We start from the raw sequence: 20,728 nt of genomic DNA, 5'->3' as shown, positions 1-20,728 counted from the left end.
ATGGACAAACAATTGAATGATGCACCATGCGGTTTCCTCACTTTGTCAGAAGAGGGGTCGATCTTAGCTGCCAACCGTACCCTTATCAAGATTCTGGGTTATGGGGCGGAGCAGGTTATCGGCCAGCATATGAATACGATGTTGACCGTTCCCGCACAGCTTTTCTGCCAGCTTTATTTTTTTCCGCTTTTGAAATTGGAGCATCACATCGAAGAATTATACATTTCCCTGAAAGCAAGAGATGGAGAAGAAGTCCCCGTCCTTATCAATGCTATTGCGAGACACAGTAGCGGGGCTTCTGTCTTCGATTGTGTTCTCATTCCAATGCGGAAGCGAAATGAATATGAAAATGAGCTGCTGATAGCCAGAAACGCGGCTCAAGAAGCTTTGCTTGCTAAACAGAAAGCCAATGCGGAGTTAGAAATTGCCTTGGAAACGCTGAAGGCAAAACAAGAAGAGCTTCTTGAGATCAACAAACAAAATCAACAATTTAAATTAAACACCAAAAGAGAGCTTGAACTCGCCAGAAAGATCCAGAAAAACTCGTTGACTGAACCGATTGTAAACGATCAGGTTCAGATTGGATCTTATTACAATGCATCGAGTGAATTGTCAGGTGATCTTTACGGATTTTATCAAATCGATGAACACCGTTACGGCATTATTATCCTTGATGTGATGGGGCACGGGATTTCATCGGCATTGATTACGATGTCACTTCATCCTTTGTTTCAGCGCCAGATCACGCAAGGTCTCAGTCCCGTTAACGTCATGAAAGAATTAGACCGGCACCTTCACAGCTTGTTTCAAAATGATGAGGAAGCAAGACATTATTGCACTGCTATTTATCTTGAGATTGATATAGCAAGGCAAAGCATTGATTATGTCAACGCAGGACATCCGCCGGCACTATGGCAGGACGACAGCGGAACTCAACAACTGCTTCACGCGACCTCGCCTCCGATCGGGATGTTTGAAGACTTAGTGTTTCAGTCAAGCAGCCTTTCATATACAGATGGCGGAAGACTGCTTCTATACACAGATGGCGTGATGGATCCTACGGCTTCATGCTATTTATTTGATTTACTAAAAGAGCATCCTGATTCGCCGATCACTGACCTGAAGGAGAAAATCCTTACATCACTCCAGCATCAAAAGGAAGCTCATCATAAGAATGATGATGAATGTTTTATATTAGTTGATGTAAAATAAAATGATCCATGAGACATAACAATGATTTGTTACATCTCATGGATTTTTTTGTTTCAGCGTTTCTTTGGAATATGGCCTGATTCCGCATATTGAAACACCTGCAAGGAAGGCAGCGGATGACCATTAAAATCAAACAAAGCTTGATTATCTACAGCACTTCCCCCATACCACTTCCCGGCATCTTCAGGGTCATATTCAGCAGCATAGCTGGAGGCCCACCCTGACCCGTATGTTTCCCATAACACTTTGTTTTTCTCTATCTGCGTCTTCGGCCCGACTGGAATCCACGCCGGCTCCCAATAGAAAACGCCAAGTCCTGCTTTGCCCGTATTCGCCACTGCCTCCATTACATCTCTTACTGCAGTTGCCTGGCCTTGAACAGAAATGGGATATGGCAGCGTCTGTCCGCTTTTTGGCGCTGTATTTCCATGCCCATCGCCATCCTCAGCGGTATAGGTGTACGACGTCTCCGCCACCATGACTTTTTTGCCGTACGTATCGGCAACAGCCTTCAGCACGGAGGTCAAATTTTGTAATGTGCCATGCCAGAAAGGATAATAGGAGCTCGCGAACACATCATAATCTACTTTGTTTTTGCTGAGTGTTTCTGCAATAAATGAATACCTTCCAGCCGTTTCAGGATTGGTAAAATGCAGGGCGACCAAAATGCCTGAATTTGTCTCCCTGACCGCTCGGCTTCCTTCTTGAAATAATTGGAACATCTTCGTCCAATCGGTTTCGCCGGCAAATCCTCCTGTTGTTTCATTTCCGACCTGAACCATGCCGATGTCAACGCCTTCCTTGATCATCTTTTGCAGGCTTTGTTTCGTATACTCATAGAGCTTGGCTTTTTTTGCTTCAAAGCTGAGATTCGCCCAAGCTTTTGGCACCTTTTGTTTCGCGGGATCTGCCCAAAAATCAGAATAATGAAAGTCGGCAAGCACCTTCATTCCGTTCGCTGTCGCTCTTTTTCCGATTTCGATGGCTTTTTGAATATCATTGTTTCCCCCGCCATACCCGTTGCCATTTGAATCATACGGGTTATTCCAAATGCGGACGCGAACATAGTTGACCCCAGCCTGTTTTAAAGTTGTAAAGATGTCCTGGCGTTTTCCGCTTGTATTGTAAAAGGTGACACCGCTGTTTTCCAAAGCAATAACGCTGGACACATCTGCCCCTTTAATAAAGTCTTTGTTCATTCCCTCTACTTTTTTAACAAAAAGATCCTCTGCCCGAAGCTCTGGCATATGCTTCTCCTTCTCAACGGCAGCGGCAGATCCCGGTGAACTGAATGCACTCCACACGATGGCAGCCGCTAAGCACATTTTCACTCCATTCCTCATGATTCCACCCCTCACGATTTAGTAAGCGTTTTCTAAAATGCAGAAAAAAGAATCCGCCCATATCGAGCGGAGCATCAGCCTAATGTGTGTTTACGACGATTCTTACTTCATACTTTTCCATCGTCAGGTCGCCTGACAATATCTCTCCTGTCATCATGTCCTTCACACTCTGATCAAACGTGACCAGCTGTTTTTCTTCCGTAAAATTCATGACAAAAATATAATCATTGCCCTGATCCTGCCTCGCTTGTACGGAGACGCCTTTTCCGTGCCGAACCGGAAAAACAGGTGAGAGAGACAGGTCTGTGATCAGACCCTCATAGAAATCACGGTGAAATTGATCCTCCAAACGCGCGCCGATAAAATACGCCTTGCCCTGCTGATATTGATGGCTTGTGACAGCTGGCGTACGGGCGTAAAAATCCTCTTGATACACCGCTTCTGTTGAAGCAGTTTTTACATCAATCACGGTTGCATAATCCTTCATTTCGTATGTTTTGCCGCGGTATGTGACAGCATTTCGATCCTTCGGATACAGCGTGTCAGTCTCAAGAGGCTCAATTCCGAAAATTTCTTGAAGATCCGGATGCCATCCGCCTGTGTACGTTAAATCATGCTCATTCACAATTCCGCTAATATACGTCATGACTAAGATGCCGTCATCAGCTGTAAACGCTTTTAAACGGGAAATGGTGTCCTCGCTGATTAAATAAAGCATCGGGACGATGAGCAGTTTATATGGTGAAAAGTCTTGTTCTTTCGTGATGACATCGACAGGGATATCGTGTTCCCAGAATGTGCGGTAATGCTGCTGAAGCGTTTGCGGATAACGTTTTGTCGCCTTCGCAAACCCCTGAGCATCCTCGAGCGCCCAATGATTTTCCCAGTCATATAAAATAGCGGTTTGTGCCGGCCTCTTCGTTCCGACAACCTCGGACAGCCGTTCCAATGTCTCGCCGACCTTGGCCACTTCTTGAAAGACGCGGTTCTTCGGGCTGTTGTCATGATCCACAACCGCCCCATGCAATTTTTCTGATGACCCGCGTGATTTGCGGTATTGGAAATAGAGAACGCTGTCCGAGCCGTGGGCTATCATTTGCATAGATGACAGCAGATTCATGCCCGGGCGCTTCGCCTTATTGACGTTATGCCAATTGACCGCGCTTGGCGTACACTCCATTAATAAGAAAGGCTGCTGCTTCAAGCTTCGGTACAGGTCATTGATAAAGCCGACCTTCATCGCCAAATCAGCTGTGCTTTCCCAGTCATTGTGCCAGACAGGATAAGCGTCCCAGCTGATGGCATCGACATGTTTCGCAAATTTGCTGTAGTCGAGGCCCTGATATGGAATTAAATCCGGTGTGTCAGCCATAAAGTTCGTTGTGATAGGGACATCAGGCGTCAGTTCTTTCAGCGGAATGATTTCATTTTCATAAAACGAAATCGTTTGATCGGTGACGAACCGGCGCCAGTCTAAGTTCAAGCCGTGCAAGCCGTTTTCACCGATCGGCGAAGGGCTTTCAATCTGTGACCAGTCATTGAATGTATGGCTCCAAAAAGGAGTCCACCACGCACGGTTCAATGTTTTGAGGCTGTTGTCGTATTTCGATTTCAGCCACTCCCTGAAAGCATGCTGGCATAGATCACAGTGGCAATCTCCCCCGTATTCGTTTGAAATATGCCACATTAACAGCGCCGGGTGATTGCCGTATCGTTCTGCTAATAGGCGGTTGATGTGCCGTGTTTTTTCTCGATAGACTTTAGATGTGAGACAGTGGTTGTGCCTTCCGCCGTGCAGCTGTTTGACGCGGGAGGCATTGACGCGCAAAACTTCCGGATAGGCTTGCGACAGCCAGGCCGGACGGGCTCCGCTCGGCGTTGCTAATATGACCCGGCCGCCTATACTGTGAATCCGCTCAAAAATATCATCCAGCCAGGCAAATTGATATACGCCCTCTTCCGGCTCAAGTGCGCTCCATGCAAAAATGCCGACAGAAAACGTATTCGTATGAGAAAGCTTCATCAGTTTGATATCGTCAGCTAAAATATCGGGCCGATCCAGCCACTGATCGGGGTTGTAGTCTCCCCCATGAAGCATAAAATTCGCTTCGGTTACGTGCGTTTTTTCAAGCTTTGACATCACATTCTCCTCCTTATTCTCTTAGCCCTTCGTTCCGCCTGCGGTTAATCCGGACACAAAATTCTTTTGCAGTATGATAAAGATGACGGCAACCGGAATGCTGATAAGCAAGGCTCCGGCCGCAAATGTCGTATAGCTGGCCCCCATAACATCATTCACTAAATTGAATAGGCCGACGGGCAATGTATATGATTCAGGCGTTCTCAATATCGTTGAGGACAGCACAAAATCTCCGAGCGGTCCTGTAAAGCTGTTCATGGCCACCACTGCCGCCATCGGTTTTGATAATGGCAGAATGATTTGGAAGAAGATTCGGGTGCTGCTGGCCCCGTCAATCTTGGCGCTTTCGTCTAAATCCATCGGAATCGAATCCACGTACCCTTTCATCAAATACGTATTCATCGGGATCAGGCCGCCGATATAAAGCAAGATTAACAGCCAGTGGCTATTGATCATGCCCAAGATTTGCGCCAATACAAACAAAGCGATTAAAGCCGAAAACTGAGGAATCATTTGCAGCAATAAAAAGAGGGTTAAAGCGTATTTCCTCCCTTTGAACCGAAAGCGCGAAAACGCATAGGCCGTAAACGTCACACAGAGCAAAGACCCTGCCATTGTAAACAGGCTGATCTTCATTGAGTTGACATACCACTGCACATATTGAAGGCTTTCCTTGCCCGCAAATAATTCTTTGTAATGGTCGAATGTCGGATGCTTCGGAATGATGGATGTACTGATTAAGCTGTTGCCGGGATTAAAGCTTGCACCTGCCGTCCAAAGGAGAGGATAAATAATGATGACCGCCATACAGGCTAACAACAAGTAAGAGAAAAGGAGACGGAAATATTTTCTGACCTTCATATCTGCCAGCATGCCTCATGCCTCCTCTTTAAAAGACTTTGTCTGTCTGAACTGCCACAATGCGATGGAGATGACAAACACAGATAATAAAATCGTTAAAGCCGCAGCAAGTGAATATTGACTGGACTGCATTGTCAACTTATAAATCCATGAAACGAGGATATCTGTCCCGCCGGCTGTTGATCCGGTTACAGCCGGACCTCCGCCATTAAATAGATAGATAATATTAAAGTTATTAAAATTAAACGTAAACTGAGTAATGATAATCGGAGCCATGGCGATGAACACCATTGGAAGCGTAATGTATCTCAGCTTTGAAAAGACAGAAGCGCCATCAATCGTAGCTGCTTCATACAGATCGTCCGGGATGGATTGCAATACGCCTGTTGAGACGAGAAAGATGTACGGAAATCCGAGCCAGCCCTGCATGAGAATCAACGCAAGCCTCGACCAATTGGCATCTGTCATCCACGGAAGCGGATCTATCCCGAAGAAAGCCAAGATGTCGTGATTCATCGCACCAAAGCTATCATTAAACAGCCCCGCAAAAATTAAAATCGTCACAAAACCGGGAACGGCCCATGGCAAAATCAGTATCGTCCGGAAAAAGCGTTTAAACCGAAGGTCTTTCTGGTTGACAATGATCGCGAGAAAAATCCCCAAGCTGACTTGCAGTGTGGATGCAGCAAGTGTCCAAACCACCGTCCAAGCCAGTACATCAAAAAAGGTCGACCTCCAAATATCAACTGTGAAAATATTTGCGAATGTTTGAAAACCGACCCAATCAATTAATTTTGCAGGAGGAGAATGATACAAATCATAGTTTGTGAACGCTAATGCAAAGCTGAATAAAATAGGGAAGATCACGGCGAAAATTAGAATAAACAAAGATGGGCCGCTGACGACATAAGGATAGCCCTCAGAAATGATATGCCGGTATTGTTCTTTTAAGGAACTTAATGGCTTGTTTTCGTCACGCTGCTTTCCGCTTTGAAACGCATCGCGAAGATTCACATAATACACCGCAAGGCCAAAGCAGGTCACGATGACAGCGATAATTCCTTCCGCCAGCAAGAAAACGGAATTATCCCGCGGCACTTCTGTTCCCAGTGTAAAGATTCCCCAAAATCCCATATTGAGCAGATCTCCAAAGACCGCAAAAAACGATGCGCCTAAGAAAAGAAAGACAAAGCCTTTTATCCATTGCTTGTTATAAAATTGCCCGAGCCCCGGGATGATAGACAGCAACAAAGCGATTTGACGATGCTGCACCGTTTTCACCTCTCTTACAATACAAATCTAGCTTTCTCTTTATGTTCCGCTGTGCTTTGCCTTAATTTGTCCTTTGGCCGTTTCAGCTGCTTGATCCAATGCTTGTTTCGGACCCGCCTTCCCTGTTGCAACTGTCTGTAATGCAGAATCAGCCGGCGTCCATATTTCATTCATTTCCGGAATATTTGGTGTTGGCTCTGAGAAACGGGATTGTTCAGTAACAGCCCGTGCCGCCTCACTTTTCATAATAGCCGGGTCATTGGCTAGAGATTTTACAGCAGGAACTTCTTTCGTCTCTTCATATCGTGTTTTAGAATTCCTTTCATTTGCCAGGAATACGGCTAATTCTTGCGCCAGCTCCGTATTCTTTGAAAATGCGCTGACGTTGTAGCTTTTAACGCCGATAAAGGAACTCATGTTTTTCCCATTTTCCAGCTTCGGCAGTTTCGTAATGCCATAATTGATTCCTGCTTTCGAGAAGGCTTCTACATTCCATGGGCCAGAAATAATCGCGGCGGCTTTTCCTTCTGTGAACAGCGATTCCAACACGTTAATCCCTTGTTCTCCAATAATGCCTGCCGGGAATAAGCCCTCTTTGTAAAACTTCTGCATCAGCGCCGCACCTTTGACAGCGCCTTCATTATTGATTCCAATGTCTGACGGGTTATAGTTGCCGTCTTTGTCCTTTCCAAAAATGTATCCGCCGTATCCGCTCATTACACTTTCCGCATAATAAATTTGATCGAATAAGGCTAAAAAGCCAAATTTGCTGCCATCAGCAGTCTTTTTGGAATAGTCGTACCACTCTTCCAGCGTTTTGGGCAATTCCTTTTCTGAGATGAGATCTTTGTTGTAAAACAGCACAGTCGTTTCAACTGCTTTTGGCAGTCCATAAAGCTTTTGATCGACCATTTGAGACTGAATGGAAGCGTCAGTATAAAGTGATTGAACGTCTTTTTTGACATGTAATTCCTTGAGTAATCCTTCCGTGACAGCCGTTCCGATTTGGTCACCTGGCATTGTTAACACGTCAGGGCCTGTGCCGGCCGGTCCGTCCATTCGCAAATCTTCAATCTGCTTGGCATACGGTTTTTCAACGACTTTGACCTTCACATCGTGCTCTTTTTCAAATGCAGCCACGGCGTCTTTAATGCCGTTGCTCTTTTCTTTATCCTCCCATACAACAAGCTCTGACCCTTTTGAACTCGATTTGGCGCTGCTGCTTTCCTTTGGGCCGCAAGCCGCCAAGGATAAACTGACAGCTGCACAGAGCATGAATACGGAACACTTTTTTGCCATTTTCATTGATTGTCACCCTTTCGGTATGAATGAAAGCGCTTTAAAAATAATATAGCACGCTTGAGAAAATGTGTAAACAAACTATTTACTACTTTAGGTAAATTATTTTACCTAATTAAAAAAACGGCTTAGTATCCCAAGCCGTTTTTAATTCATACTCTTTCTGACGATTAATTCCGCGCCCACATATAAAGTTTTTACCGTCTTTCTCTTGTCCTGCACTTGTTCAAGCAGCAATTGAACAGCGTTTTTACATAATTCATGTATATCAATATGAAACGTCGTCAGAGGAGGTGAGACATACTTCGCGAAGCTGATGTTGTTGATACTCACAATACTGACCCTGTTCGGTATGGCAATTCCTTTTTCGTTCAGGGCTTGCAGACAGCCCACTGCAATCGGGTCCGCTGCGATCATAAAAGCAGTCGGAAGCTGGTCGCCTAATGTCTCGATCGCCGCTGACATCAGGCGGTAGCCGTTTTCTACAGAGAATCCGCGATGACAGAAAATATACCGCTCGTCCAGCATGCCTTTTTCCCTCATATAGGATCTGAAGGTTTCTTCACGGATGTCCATTTCATCCTGGTTGGTGTTCGGATTTTTGTATGTGCCGCCGATAAAACCGATGCTTTTATGCCCCTTCTCAGCCAGGATGTTTACCGTCTTCCTTGTCATTTGTGCTAAGTCAGGCCTTACCGAGTCAAAATGATCGGGATCAGGAGTTGAATCGATAAAGACGCCGTTTTCAGTGAGATTTCTAAGGAAAGCCAGCTCTTCATCTGAAAATGTGCCGACGGCAATAAACCCTTCCGTATGTTCAGGAATGCACTCGATTCCATCTGATATTTTATAAGTGGTTATATCGATATTGAATGCTTTCGCCAGTTTCTCTATTTCCAATCTCATCGTTTTAAAATAGACATCTTCCAATTCTTCTTTATCTGTCAGCCAATATAAAAACGCAATATGTTTCACCAGCGGCCTTACTGTTTTTTTGCGGTAATTGAGTTTCTCCGCCGCTTCATAGATTTTCTCCCGTGTCTCATCAGGAACAGAAAGGCTTTCATCGTTATTTAAAACGCGGGAAACGGTTGAGATTGAAAATCCCGCTTCCTGCGCGATATCTTTAATTGTCGCCATTGCATCTGCCTCCATAATGCAGCTCGCATTCATTTTAGTAAAATATTTTACTTTCTTTTTCAAAAATGTCAAGCGTACAAAGCCCCTGGCTGCCTCATGTAAAAAGACTGAACCATTTGCGGCTCAGTCTCAGTTGTTCGTATCATCCGGAACCAGCAGAATTGCCCGGGAAATGAGTTGGTTATTGCACATTTTCCTCGAAATATCCCGAAAGCACATCTTCCACATTCGTCAAGTGCGCCAGCATGGCGGCTTCCGCCTGTGCACCGTTCCCGGCAGCCACGGCATTGTAAATCCGTTCGTGCTCCTCATACAGCCGCTGAACTGAGGTCTTCTTGGAAAACAGCCAGATTTTCCGCGTTTCTCTCATTGTTTCCAGCAGCAATGATGATACGTGATTCATCAAGTGTTTAAGAAGTTCATTTTGAGAAGCGTTCGCAAGCGCCAGATGAAATGCAAAATCTGCTTTCTCTCCCAACTCCCCGTCTGCTTCAATGCTCCCCATTTCCTTTAGTGCATCATGAATTCTTTCGAGATCTGCTTCTGTCCTTTTTTCAGCAGCTAATGACGCCACGCCGAGTTCAAGCAGTTTTCTGACCTCGAGCAGCTGCTTGACGTCCTCTTTTTTCATGAGAAGGGCGGCTGAGAGCGGCTGAGAAATTTGATTGAGCTCAAATTCCTTCAGGTACGTGCCTTCCCCCTGTTTCATTTCGACAAGCCCCATCGCTTTTAGCGCAGAAAGTGCTTCTCGAACCGCTGAACGGCTGACTTGAAAGCTCTCAGCAAGCGCCTGAACAGAGTCCAGTTTATCTCCAGGCTTCAATTCGCCGTTTTTGATCATATCTAATAGTGCATCCGCTACTTCTTCATATATTTTTTTTGTTTTAATCTGTTTGTATTTCAATGCAATTCACCCCGTAACTTGTAGGTCTGGCTGTTTACGATCTATTATACTCTGTTTTATGGGCCGCCAAAAGATTTTGACTATTTTGTCAAAAAGTCTTGTACTTTGATTTTTTTCAAAATATAATGCTAGGTAACTGGTCTTATTACCCAGTCATCAGATGATCATATCATCTATAGAAACCGCTTACATACAACGCCAGTTTATGTTTCAAGGAGGGGTTTGGGATGCAATGGACACAGGCATATACGCCTATAGGGGGAAATTTGCTTTTATCAGCGCTTGCCGCACTTGTACCGATTATTTTCTTTTTTTGGGCACTCGCGATTAAACGGATGAAGGGGTATACAGCGGGCTTGGCCACATTGGGGATCGCCCTTGTCATTGCTGTATTGGTTTATCGGATGCCTGCGGAAAAAGCGCTGATGTCGGCGACACAAGGAGCCGTTTACGGAATATTGCCGATTGGCTGGATCATTGTGACATCTGTTTTTTTGTATAAAATCACTGTGAAAACGGGGCAGTTTGATATCATCCGCAGTTCGGTTCTCTCGATTACTGATGACCGGCGGCTTCAAGCCCTCTTGATCGCTTTTTCATTCGGGGCTTTTTTAGAAGGGGCAGCAGGCTTCGGAGCGCCTGTCGCCATTTCTGCCGCGCTTTTGGTCGGTCTCGGCTTTAATCCTCTTTATGCGGCGGGGATCTGTTTGATCGCCAATACGGCGCCTGTCGCCTTTGGCGCAATTGGAATTCCAATTACAGCCGTAGAAGGGCCGACAGGGATTCCGGCGATGGAGATTTCACAAATGGTCGGGCGGCAGCTGCCGTTTTTATCCGTATTTATTCCTCTTTATTTAATCATCATTATGAGCGGGTTCAGGAAAGCCTTGGAGGTCTGGCCGGCAATTCTCGTATCCGGTGTTTCCTTTGCTGTTGTTCAATATCTCAGTTCCAATTTTTTAGGGCCTGAGCTGCCTGATGTTTTGTCAGCGCTTGTTTCAATGGCTGCGCTTGCTGTGTTTTTGAAATGGTGGAAGCCGAAAACAACATTCCGGTTTGCCGGTGAACAGGAATCGGCCGCCGCGATTGAAACGGCGCGAACGAATCCGACAGCGCCTGCGTACAGCGGCGGACAGATTTTCAAGGCTTGGTCGCCATTTCTACTGCTGACGGTGATGATTTCCGTATGGGGCATTCCATCTGTCAAATCCGCGCTGACCGGGCATTATGAAGGCTCTGCTGTGTTCTTGACATGGCTGAATGCTGTTGGGGAAAAACTGACTTTTGCCCCTGGTGTGCCTTTTTTGAACAATCAGATTGCCAATGCTGACGGTACGCCGATTGAAGCGGTTTACAAGCTTGACGTGCTCGGTTCGGCCGGCACCGCCATCTTGATTGCCGCTGTGCTGTCAAAATTCATCACGGCGATTTCGTGGAAAGACTGGGGAGCCGTTTTTAAAGAAACGATCCAAGAGTTGAAGCTTCCGATTTTGACCATCGCATCTGTGGTTGGTTTTGCCTATGTCACAAACTCCTCAGGAATGAGCACGACACTCGGGATGACACTCGCGCTGACGGGTTCGATGTTTACCTTCTTTTCACCTGTTCTCGGCTGGCTCGGCGTCTTTATTACCGGCTCGGATACTTCTGCCAACCTGCTGTTCGGCAACCTGCAGAAAGTCACCGCGTTATCGGTCGGTATGGACCCTGTTCTGTCTGTCGCCGCCAACTCTTCAGGCGGTGTCACAGGAAAAATGATTTCGCCGCAATCGATTGCGGTGGCATGCGCCGCGGTAGGACTCGCCGGAAAGGAGTCAGATCTTTTCCGCTTTACCATTAAACACAGTCTGTTTTTGCTGCTGCTCGTTTGTATCATCACCTTTTTGCAGCATCATGTGTTCAGCTGGATGATTCCTTAAAAAAACCTCCCAACACGGGAGGTTTTTATTTATACCGTTTTCTCGCTGCCGAAGACGGAATATTCATCTGATCGCGGTATTTTGCCACGGTGCGTCTCGAGATTTGGATGCCGTGCTGTTCATATAGCAATTCGGCAAGCTTTTGATCTGAGAGCGGTTTTGTTTTGTCCTCTTGATTGATCAGGTCTTCAAGATGCATTTTGACTGCATAATTCGACGCATCTCCATCTCCTGAAGCCTCGGCTTTTGCTGAGAAAAAGAGTTTCATCTCAAACAGCCCGTAAGGCGTTTGGATCGTTTTTCCTTTAATGGCCCGGCTCACAGTTGATTCATGAAGGCTTAAGCAGTCTGCTATCTCCCTGAGAGTCAGCGGTTTCATTGCGCTTCGCCCTTTCAGAAAGAAATCCTTTTGGCGTGTGATCAGCTCATTGATTATCCTCGTGATTGTCTGTTTTCGCTGCCGCAGCGCGCGGCTCAGCCAGCGCCATTCCTGATATTTGGCGGATAAATAAGAGACAGTGTCCTGACAGGAGCCGGATGATAAAAGCGTACTGTACTGCGGATGCAGATCGATCTCGGGAAACGAGCGGGTATTCAGCTCCGCTGCAATGTGCCCGTTTTTTACAGTGATAAAAATGTCAGGCTCGATATACACATCTTGCTCTGGTCGGGCAAACAGAAGACCCGGTCTTGGATGAAGAGCCGCTATATCATCTGAGATATCCTGAATGGTATCAAGCGGAATTCCAGTCTCCACTGAAAGCGCTTTCCACTTTTTTTGCGCAAAAGCATCAAAATGAGCAGAAACAAGCATTTCCGCGTGTTCATTTCTGTTCGGCAGCCGCTGTAATTGAAGAAGGATGCATTCCTGCAAAGATCTCGCGCCGATTCCAGCCGGCTCTAGTGACTGGAGTTTTGCCAAAACAGCCTCTGTTTCCTTGGCCGATACAGATAAGCGCTGTGCCGCCTCCTCAACATCTTCTTCCAAGTATCCGTTTGCATCAAGCGAATAAATCAGATAATTAAAAATCTTTTTTTCAGTGTTTGACAGATTCATATCGAGTGACTGCTGTTTTAACGCATCCTGCAATGTTTTTTGCGGATCACTTAATTGAAGGCCCGCTTCCTGTGCATTCATCCTGTTTTTATTTGTTTTATGGTAAGATAGTGGCGGTGTGTCTGTTTCCTTTCGTTCAATAAGAGGGTTTTCCAGTGAGAGCTCATCAATGTACTCGGCAAGCTCTGCCGAATGATAGCCAAGCAGCGTGATGGCCTGCCTGAGCTCCTGTGTCAGTTGAGGCTTTAATACTTGTACTTGCTGAAGTTTCATATCCATCTTGCTCACTCCCCTTTCTTCATTGTACATGATTGAGATCACACCGTATACATTTATGAAAAAGGAGCTGCCAAAGAAATGTCTGAACTTTTTTCCGTCCCTTATTTTATTGAGAATTTAAAACAGCATATTGAAATGAATCAGTCTGAGGATAAAATCCACGCGATGAACAGCTACTATCGTTCCGTCGTCTCAACGCTCGTGCAAGACCAGCTGACGAAAAACGCTGTCGTCTTAAAGCGGATTCAGCATTTAGATGAAGCATACAACAAAGTCAAACGTGGAGAATCAAAATAAACCTTCCGCTCACACGTGAGCAGGAAGGTTTTCCTTCTTTGAGGCGTCCTGGATGAGCCGGGTGCTTGGCACTCCTTCCATCCAGGTATGAAAGTAATTGGCGTTTTTCCCATAGGAATTATCAATGACCGTGTTTTCTTTTTGAAGAAGAGAAGACAAGATGTGGCCGTGCAGCCTTGATGTTTCCACCGATTCGTAACGGCTGAAAAACCGAATGGCTTTTTTGACGATATAATCCGAGTATTTTCCCCATATATACGCAATAGGCAAAGGGTTGCCCGCTTTTTTGTTCAGGACGTTGAGCGTTTGCAGAAAAGCGATCGTCCGGCGGTCTGAAGCTGACAGGACCGTGCGCCAGTCGTAGCTCTCCGCTTGTGCGTGTTCCTGAAGCTCCTGGTTTGCTTCATGATCTGTTCGGATAAATCTCAGCTTTTGATTAGACGGCTGCTGCGTGGGAATGACGGGAAACAGCTGATGAGCCATATCAGGCAGAAGCTGAATGTGATTTCTTGAAAAATAAGCCTGTGCCGTAGCATAGGAGGCTTTTTCCCTTGTCATGATGTGGAGATTCGCATGCTTAGAAAATACCTCCGCCGTCCGCTTGAGGTTGTCTTTGTTTTGAAAATAAATCGATTGCGGCAGGATCACAATTTTGTGGTTCGGATAGGTTTGGATGATTTTCTCTCTAAAGCCTTGATAATACGGATACAAATCCCCGAAGTTTCCGCCTCCCTGGCAGACGATGATAAGATTAGGGTCCAGCTTTCGTCCGACTGGAAAATTGTCAGGATTCCAGCGTTTTCTGACCCGAATCCCGTGTTCTTGAAAGAAGGCTTCTGTTCCTTTCATAATAAATAAATCCCCTACATTCCCATATAGAGGATAGTCCGCATATACGATCTCAGATTGTTTCGGAATGACGTCGAGCAGCCCGGACAGTTTCTGTTTCAGGCTGATCATCGAATGCTTGCTGTCCATTTCTTCACCTCGGCAGTTTGGAATAAGTGCAGTAGCACGTCAATGACCCGATCTTGCTCATCTTCTGTCATATTTGACCCGGATGGGAGACAGACCCCTTGCTTGAAAAGCTCTTCGCATACGCTTCCTGTATCTTCATGAGAATAAAACAAAGCAGGATCGAACAGCGGCTGGGTATGGAGCGGCTTCCACAGCGGACGGGCTTCAATGTTTTCTTCAGCAAGACGGTGAACTACGTCATAGGGGCTGAGCCCGTTATCAAGTGTGAGCGTGGTGAGCCAGCGATTGGATACGCCTGCTGCGTACTCCGGCATAAAGTGGACGCCGTCTATGTGACCGAGTGCATTTTTATATCTCGTAAAAATGGTCCTTCTTTTCTCTACGCGCTCATCCAGCACATCGAGCTGGGCAATGCCGACACCGGCTAAAATATTGCTCAGCCTGTAATTATGCCCCATTTCACTGTGCTGATAATGAACAGCCGAATCACGGGCCTGCGACGCGAGAAATCTTGCTTTTTCAATTGCGGCTTCATCATTTGAAACAAGCATCCCTCCGCCTGATGTGGTGATGATTTTGTTCCCGTTAAATGAATAAATGCCGAAGCGCCCGAATGTCCCGCTATGCTTCCCTTTGTAGACTGTTCCGAGAGATTCGGCTGCGTCCTCAATGACAGGAACTCCGTATGCATCACACAGGCTTACGATGTCATCCATTTTCGCGCTCTGTCCATATAGATTGACAGCAATCACCGCTTTTGGCAGAGTGCCGTTTCTTTTCGCTTCCTGCAATGCTCTTTCAAGGGCTTTCGGCGACATATTCCATGTGTCAGGCTCAGAATCAATAAAGACGGGCACCGCTTTTTCATATAAAATCGGATTGGAGGTTGCTACAAATGTGAAGGACTGGCAAAACACGCTGTCTCCTTCTTTTACCTCAAGCAAACGCAGCGCCAGATGAATCGCAGCCGTTCCAGAGCTGACCGCAGCTGCTGCTTTTACACCGACGCGTTCTGCCAGCTGTTCTTCAAATAAATTCACGAGCGGCCCAAGCGGCGCGATCCAGTTTGAGCGAAAGGCTTCCGAAATATAGTGCTGCTCCCTGCCGCTCATGTGAGGGGGAGATAAGTAGATTTTTTTATGCATAGAATCATCCTTTGTTTGATGTTTGAATGGCAGAAATGATGCGTGCCGGTGCCCCGGCCGCCGTTACCCTGTCCGGTATGGAACGGATTACCGCAGAGCCGGCGCCGACAATGCTCCAAGCCCCGATTGTGATCTGCGGTATGACGGACGCACCGGTTCCAACGTGAGCGCCTTCCTGAACGGAAACCGCTCCTGACAGTGTGACACGCGGGGACAGATGAACGTAATCGCTGATTTGATTGTCGTGCTCTGCCACTGCGCCCGTATTGATGATGCAGTGGGCGCCGATGCGCGCATCCGCCTGAATGATTGCGCCCGCCATAATCACGGTCCCTTCCCCGATAGCAGCCGACTTGCTGACGATGGCTGACGGGTGAATCAATGTAATAAAATCATCTTTCTTCAGTCCCAGTCGTTCAGTCAGCTGTTTTCTGACACTGTTATTTCCAACAGCAATCAAAAACAGCACATCGGGAATGAGCCTGCGCAATTCACTAATGGCTTCCGGCGGGCCTGTGTACCATTCTTTTCCGCCTTCGAACGTTTTGAATTTATCATCCAGCACCGCGGCTAAACGCGTATCTGTGCGGGCGTTTATCAGCTCCCTGATCACCTTTCCGTGTCCGCCGTCACCCACAATGGCCACGTTCTTCATGAGGACACATCTCCGCTTCCGGTAAACCGTTCCGTGGTCACATGATTGGTTTGCTGAATCCCTTCTGAAACAAGAACCTTTCGCACCGTCAAACATAGAATTTTCAAATCGAGAAAAAATGATCGGTTGTCAACGTACCAAACATCTAATTCAAATTTCTTTTCCCAGGAAATCGCGTTTCTGCCATTGATTTGCGCCCAGCCTGTGATACCCGGCTTCACCTCGTGGCGCCGGGCCTGTTTTTCTGTATAAAGGGGCAGATAGTCCATCAAAAGCGGCCGCGGCCCGACAAGGCTGAGATCGCCCTTCAGAACATTCAGAAGCTGCGGAAGCTCATCAATGCTTAGCTTTCTGATCAGCCTGCCTGTTTTCGTCAGCCTAACTTCATCGGGCAGCAGATTTCCTTCACTGTCCCGTTCATCCGTCATTGTCCGGAACTTATACAGGGTGAACGGTTTGCCGTGCAGGCCCGGCCTTACTTGCTTAAAGAAGACAGGTGATCCTATTTTCAGCCTGACAACGGCGATGGTGAACAAAATGATCCCACTCGTACAGCACAACAAAAAAATGGCGGCCGTCAGATCAAAAAGTCGTTTCAGGATCAAAGATTCACAGCTCCTTTCGTTTTTCGAAACCGTTTTAGTATCAGCTGTCTTTCCTCTTTTGTACAAACGAGCATAAAAGCGAAAACAGCGTAGCAAAAGCTGACTGTCACTCCCGTCGCTATCAGTGACGTCCAGCCGTCAATCTTCACAACAAACTGCATGGCCTTACAAACCGTCCAGGCAAACACAGCGGCTGAAAGAGGCCCGATGATGCCTTTAAAGAACACGTGCTTTTTGCAGCCTGTAATGCGGGATACGTAAAGCGGCGTAAAGATGGCATTCTTTAAAATAAGGGAAATCGCCCCGGCCAATGTTATGCCGTACAGACCGAGATGAGCCGGCCCGCTCAGCGTGACGGCCAGCACCACATTCACTGCGCCTAACAGCAGGGTAACAATCGCCGGTGTTTTTTGTTGATTAAAAGCGGTCCAAATATAAAACAGCGGCATAAAGGCGAGGCTGATCACCAAGTATCCGGCATGAATAAATAAAAGCGGTGCTATCGACGAAAAGGACGGTCCGAGCCAGATTGTCAGAAAAGGCCCCGCCAACCCGCCCAATAAGGCAGCAGGAAGTGCAAGCAAAAGGCCATTCAGCCTCACTGCCTTATTGGCGTAATTCATCAATCCGTCCATATCGCCTTTTGAATAATATGAAGTCATGATAGGCGCAAACAGGGATGCGACCGTTCCTGCCAAGCTGCGCAAAAGCAGCGGAAACTGGATAATCGCCGCGTATTTCCCGGATGCGGACGCTCCAAGCATCAAATTGGCGGTTAACAGATCAATCTGCAAAAAAAGCAGGACGCCGATTTGATTGACGGAGCTCCATGCGCCCGCTTGAAACAGCTCCTTGCTTGTGCGGAATGAAAGATCCTTCATACGGAACGAAAACCATGGAATCAGCTTTTTGAAGAAATAGAAAGACAGCACAGACGCGATGACAGCACCAGCTAAAGCGGCAAGCTGGATCTGCCAGATTTTTGGCGCAAAGCATGCAAACAGGAGCAGCACAGACAGCACGCGTACAAGCATTTGCACCGCCTGAATGGAGCTGGTGATGTAAAGGCGGTTGGCATAAAATGGTGCAGCCCCGAAACCAGCCGTCAAAAACGTTAAGATAAACAGCAGACTGCCGATCAAAATCGACACACGCACATCAGCCAAAAGCGCTTGCGGCACATTCATAACGCGGTCAACAAAAAAAGCCGAGCCCGCAAGCGGCAGCAAGAGAAGCAATGAAATCAAAACAGAGGCCGCTAAATAATTGCTGATATACGCATTTGCTTTCTCACGCTCTCCCCTGTGGGCAGCAACAGAAAAGAAGCGAACGACAACCGAGCTGAGAGCCACGGTGATAATCGAAAAGTAATTAATCACATTTTGTGTCAAGTGAACAAAGCCGAACGCTTCCACACCGAGCGTTTTGACAATAAAAGGCGTCATCCAAACCGACAGGAAAACAGACAAGAGAAAAGCCGTAAGATTCGCGCTGAAGTTTATCGTGAATTTCATGCCTGCTTCGCACTGCCTTTCATCGTCCCCCGCTGCTCGAAAAACAGTTTGATGAGAAAAGTGAGCCGCCATTTACACAGTGCCAATATCAAACGCTCTCCTCTTAATAATTTCTCATGCTGAAACGGAGTATGTCTGACAGCCTGCCGCACCATGTCATAAGATAAAATCTGTCTGATCTTCTTTTTGATGTCTTTCGGCGAATTCGGAGAAGCACAGGCATTTGCCAAAAGCATCGGAAGCTGGTGCCTGCAAATGTACACATTCAAATCTTCTTGGCATGCGCCTGCTAAGCCATAGTGATTGTAGAATGCGATTTTAGCCTGATATTGTTTTTGAAGATGTTCATCCATCGCCGGCTTATAAGGAGTTTCTGTCAGGCTGTTCGGGTTTTCACGATAAATGTACAATCCTTCATCAAGCATTTTCACCCGCTCCGCTTCGCGAAAAGCGGACAAATTGAAGGGAGAGTCTTCAGCAAAACGGATGTCTTCCTCAAACATCAGATTCGCCCTATCAAAAAGCTCACGACGGTAAAGATAACGCCATACATACCAGATAAATCTCGTTTCGTGAGCATATTTAAGCCATTCAGTCATTTCTTTTTTTGTCAGCACGCGGTTTGCCTCAAGCTGCGGCGCCACATATGTCCGCCTGTCCGGTGACTGCTTGTAAAAACCGCATCCGGCGATGTCGAGCCGATTTTGCTCCGCTTCTTCAGCCAGTCTCTGGAACATGGCGGAAGATACATAATCGTCTCCGTCTACAAAGCCAATGTAAGTGCCCCGCGCGGCCTTTATTCCCGTATTTCGTGCTGAACTAAGCCCACCGTTTTTCTGATGAATGACCCGAATTCTCGCATCCCGTTTTGCATAGTCCTCTGCAATGTCTCCTGACCGATCCGGTGTTCCGTCATTCACGAGGATGATTTCAATATCAGAAAGCGTTTGGCCAAGCAAAGAATCAATGCACTCCCCTATAAATGGTTCAACATTATACATCGGGACAATAATGCTGACAAGCGGGGTCATTGCGCTTCACCGCTGATTTTGTCACGCAGACCTTTAAAATACACATCTCTCGGAAAGCCGGCACGGAGTGTTTCTTTTGTTAAAAGCTCATTGACTGCGGCTGTTACACGCTCCGGCTCCGGATGTTCAATCAGCTTCATGAATGGGATGTCTTTCAGCCATTGATAGCCTTCCATCACCTTATGGTCAAAGGAGCGAATAACAACACACGGCGTTCCTGTCAGCGCGCAAAAAATCATGCCATGAAGCCTGTCAGTGACGACGGCTTCTGCGCTTTGCAGCTTAGACCACAGCGCTTCAAGCTCTTGTTCCCGTGTATCGCGGCTGACCCGGCGCCCAATAGTTGTCGTAAAGGAATTGATCTCGCCGAATTCCTCATATAGCGCAGCTTTGAGCCAGTTTCTCTGCTCCTCCTGAAGCACGCTTTCCCGGTCCTCGCGCAAACACATATAAACCCCTTCGCGCTCTGCGGGGGCCTTGCTTCTGTCTAAATACAGCACCATGTCCGGCTGCTTCAGAATTGTTTTTTCTTGAAAATGCTGTTTCATAAATTGATACGTTGTTTCATCCCGTGCCATCAGCAACAGGTCCGGGTGCGAATTATAAATTTTCTGTGCCCGCTTCAGCTCTTTCCGCCCTTTTTTCGTGTCGGAAAAATGAGTCGTTGCCGGAAGCTGGACAACCCGATAGTCATGAAATGTTTTAATGATGAAGCGGCGAGTCCATTCCTCATAACGGTATAAATCCCCCATGTTTCCGCCGCCGATGATAAAGACCATATCCTCCGGGTGGCGCGAGCGGATCAGTTTTTTTGCTGATTTGTAAATGTCCTTCATATCGACCTCGATGATGTCAAAGTCCGGGTATTCTTGCTCAAGAAATGCCTTGCTGGCATAAGCAATTGCGTGATCTCCCAAATTGTCATGGGACGGCAGCAGGGTCAGTATGATTTTTTTCTGATGTGCTGCGGCCTTTACCGGCTGGTCTGCCGCTCCCAGCCAATATTGGGACGGGTATTTGACCTTAAGCAGCAGCCATTCTGCAAAATTAATTTTCAACGATTGTAACGACATGTCC

Annotated in this window: 18 protein-coding genes; 3 read left to right on the top strand and 15 right to left on the bottom strand. The window is 46.8% G+C overall.

Annotation, left to right across the window (positions count from 1 at the left end):
- The gene (gene rsbP / locus QA442_RS04355) at positions 1–1,212 is read left to right on the top strand and encodes a phosphoserine phosphatase RsbP (RefSeq protein ID WP_095431921.1); all 1,212 of its coding nucleotides are present in this window, start codon (positions 1–3) and stop codon (positions 1,210–1,212) included.
- A 53-nt stretch (positions 1,213–1,265) separates the two neighbouring features.
- Here rsbP and ganB read toward each other — a convergent pair whose 3' ends face one another.
- The 7 genes from ganB to lutR all read right to left on the bottom strand — a co-directional run bounded on the left by ganB (position 1,266) and on the right by lutR (position 10,171).
- Positions 1,266–2,555, bottom strand: coding sequence for an arabinogalactan endo-beta-1,4-galactanase (ganB, locus tag QA442_RS04350; protein WP_095431922.1), 1,290 nt, complete (start codon positions 2,553–2,555; stop codon positions 1,266–1,268).
- Positions 2,556–2,634: 79 nt separating this feature from the next.
- Positions 2,635–4,698, bottom strand: coding sequence for a beta-galactosidase GanA (gene ganA, locus QA442_RS04345; protein WP_095431923.1), 2,064 nt, complete (start codon positions 4,696–4,698; stop codon positions 2,635–2,637).
- 18 nt (positions 4,699–4,716) lie between these two features.
- Complete coding sequence (gene ganQ, locus QA442_RS04340) at positions 4,717–5,568, bottom strand: galactooligosaccharide ABC transporter permease GanQ (protein WP_279473742.1); 852 nt, start codon at positions 5,566–5,568, stop codon at positions 4,717–4,719.
- A 3-nt stretch (positions 5,569–5,571) separates the two neighbouring features.
- Positions 5,572–6,828, bottom strand: coding sequence for a galactooligosaccharide ABC transporter permease GanP (ganP, locus tag QA442_RS04335; protein ID WP_040081765.1), 1,257 nt, complete (start codon positions 6,826–6,828; stop codon positions 5,572–5,574).
- Between the two features lie 39 nt (positions 6,829–6,867).
- Positions 6,868–8,133, bottom strand: coding sequence for an arabinogalactan oligomer ABC transporter substrate-binding protein GanS (gene ganS / locus QA442_RS04330; RefSeq protein ID WP_095431924.1), 1,266 nt, complete (start codon positions 8,131–8,133; stop codon positions 6,868–6,870).
- 141 nt (positions 8,134–8,274) lie between these two features.
- Positions 8,275–9,267, bottom strand: a complete 993-nt coding sequence (gene ganR / locus QA442_RS04325; RefSeq protein WP_095432028.1) for a galactan degradation operon transcriptional regulator GanR — start codon at positions 9,265–9,267, stop codon at positions 8,275–8,277.
- A 181-nt stretch (positions 9,268–9,448) separates the two neighbouring features.
- Complete coding sequence (gene lutR, locus QA442_RS04320) at positions 9,449–10,171, bottom strand: L-lactate utilization/bacilysin biosynthesis transcriptional regulator LutR (RefSeq protein ID WP_095431925.1); 723 nt, start codon at positions 10,169–10,171, stop codon at positions 9,449–9,451.
- A gap of 227 nt (positions 10,172–10,398) precedes the next feature.
- Between lutR and lutP the strand changes: the two genes are divergently transcribed.
- A complete protein-coding gene (gene lutP, locus QA442_RS04315; protein ID WP_014665442.1) occupies positions 10,399–12,090 on the top strand; it encodes an L-lactate permease LutP in 1,692 nt (563 codons plus the stop codon).
- 25 nt (positions 12,091–12,115) lie between these two features.
- Here lutP and rpoN read toward each other — a convergent pair whose 3' ends face one another.
- Complete coding sequence (gene rpoN / locus QA442_RS04310) at positions 12,116–13,426, bottom strand: RNA polymerase factor sigma-54 (protein WP_095431926.1); 1,311 nt, start codon at positions 13,424–13,426, stop codon at positions 12,116–12,118.
- A gap of 78 nt (positions 13,427–13,504) precedes the next feature.
- Between rpoN and yvfG the strand changes: the two genes are divergently transcribed.
- Complete coding sequence (gene yvfG / locus QA442_RS04305) at positions 13,505–13,723, top strand: protein YvfG (RefSeq protein ID WP_003219905.1); 219 nt, start codon at positions 13,505–13,507, stop codon at positions 13,721–13,723.
- Positions 13,724–13,732: 9 nt separating this feature from the next.
- On the opposite strand, the gene QA442_RS04300 is transcribed toward yvfG, so the two are convergent.
- Genes QA442_RS04300 through QA442_RS04270 form a run of 7 tightly spaced genes read right to left on the bottom strand, consistent with a single transcriptional unit; the run spans position 13,733 to position 20,724 of the window.
- Complete coding sequence (locus tag QA442_RS04300) at positions 13,733–14,701, bottom strand: polysaccharide pyruvyl transferase family protein (protein WP_095431927.1); 969 nt, start codon at positions 14,699–14,701, stop codon at positions 13,733–13,735.
- Positions 14,680–15,846 carry a DegT/DnrJ/EryC1/StrS family aminotransferase gene (locus QA442_RS04295; RefSeq protein WP_095431928.1) on the bottom strand — a complete coding sequence of 389 codons (1,167 nt, stop codon included), beginning with the start codon at positions 15,844–15,846 and terminating at the stop codon, positions 14,680–14,682. Before QA442_RS04295 ends, QA442_RS04300 begins: the two co-directional genes overlap by 22 nt.
- A gap of 4 nt (positions 15,847–15,850) precedes the next feature.
- A complete protein-coding gene (locus tag QA442_RS04290; protein ID WP_095431929.1) occupies positions 15,851–16,501 on the bottom strand; it encodes an acetyltransferase in 651 nt (216 codons plus the stop codon).
- A complete protein-coding gene (locus QA442_RS04285; RefSeq protein WP_095431930.1) occupies positions 16,498–17,106 on the bottom strand; it encodes a sugar transferase in 609 nt (202 codons plus the stop codon). The genes QA442_RS04290 and QA442_RS04285 overlap by 4 nt, the downstream gene beginning before the upstream one ends.
- Entirely contained in the window at positions 17,103–18,620 is a 1,518-nt protein-coding gene (locus tag QA442_RS04280; RefSeq protein WP_095431931.1) for an MATE family efflux transporter, read from the bottom strand. The genes QA442_RS04285 and QA442_RS04280 overlap by 4 nt, the downstream gene beginning before the upstream one ends.
- Entirely contained in the window at positions 18,617–19,651 is a 1,035-nt protein-coding gene (locus QA442_RS04275) for a glycosyltransferase (RefSeq protein WP_095431932.1), read from the bottom strand. The genes QA442_RS04280 and QA442_RS04275 overlap by 4 nt, the downstream gene beginning before the upstream one ends.
- Positions 19,648–20,724, bottom strand: coding sequence for a polysaccharide pyruvyl transferase family protein (locus QA442_RS04270; protein ID WP_095431933.1), 1,077 nt, complete (start codon positions 20,722–20,724; stop codon positions 19,648–19,650). The genes QA442_RS04275 and QA442_RS04270 overlap by 4 nt, the downstream gene beginning before the upstream one ends.
- Positions 20,725–20,728 lie beyond the last annotated feature (4 nt).

The organism is Bacillus stercoris, assembly GCF_029772985.1.
Classification (GTDB): Bacteria; Bacillota; Bacilli; order Bacillales; family Bacillaceae; genus Bacillus; species Bacillus stercoris.
This window is presented reverse-complemented; position numbering and strand designations above follow the sequence as displayed.

Coding starts and splice junctions, on each gene's coding strand:
- rsbP (WP_095431921.1), top strand. CDS start 1: ATGGACAAACAATTGAATGATGCACCATGCGGTTTCCTCACTTTGTCA.
- ganB (WP_095431922.1), bottom strand. CDS start 2,555: ATGAGGAATGGAGTGAAAATGTGCTTAGCGGCTGCCATCGTGTGGAGT.
- ganQ (WP_279473742.1), bottom strand. CDS start 5,568: ATGCTGGCAGATATGAAGGTCAGAAAATATTTCCGTCTCCTTTTCTCT.
- ganS (WP_095431924.1), bottom strand. CDS start 8,133: ATGAAAATGGCAAAAAAGTGTTCCGTATTCATGCTCTGTGCAGCTGTC.
- ganR (WP_095432028.1), bottom strand. CDS start 9,267: ATGGCGACAATTAAAGATATCGCGCAGGAAGCGGGATTTTCAATCTCA.
- lutP (WP_014665442.1), top strand. CDS start 10,399: ATGCAATGGACACAGGCATATACGCCTATAGGGGGAAATTTGCTTTTA.
- rpoN (WP_095431926.1), bottom strand. CDS start 13,426: ATGGATATGAAACTTCAGCAAGTACAAGTATTAAAGCCTCAACTGACA.
- yvfG (WP_003219905.1), top strand. CDS start 13,505: ATGTCTGAACTTTTTTCCGTCCCTTATTTTATTGAGAATTTAAAACAG.
- QA442_RS04300 (WP_095431927.1), bottom strand. CDS start 14,701: ATGGACAGCAAGCATTCGATGATCAGCCTGAAACAGAAACTGTCCGGG.
- QA442_RS04295 (WP_095431928.1), bottom strand. CDS start 15,846: ATGCATAAAAAAATCTACTTATCTCCCCCTCACATGAGCGGCAGGGAG.
- QA442_RS04290 (WP_095431929.1), bottom strand. CDS start 16,501: ATGAAGAACGTGGCCATTGTGGGTGACGGCGGACACGGAAAGGTGATC.
- QA442_RS04280 (WP_095431931.1), bottom strand. CDS start 18,620: ATGAAATTCACGATAAACTTCAGCGCGAATCTTACGGCTTTTCTCTTG.
- QA442_RS04275 (WP_095431932.1), bottom strand. CDS start 19,651: ATGACCCCGCTTGTCAGCATTATTGTCCCGATGTATAATGTTGAACCA.
- QA442_RS04270 (WP_095431933.1), bottom strand. CDS start 20,724: ATGTCGTTACAATCGTTGAAAATTAATTTTGCAGAATGGCTGCTGCTT.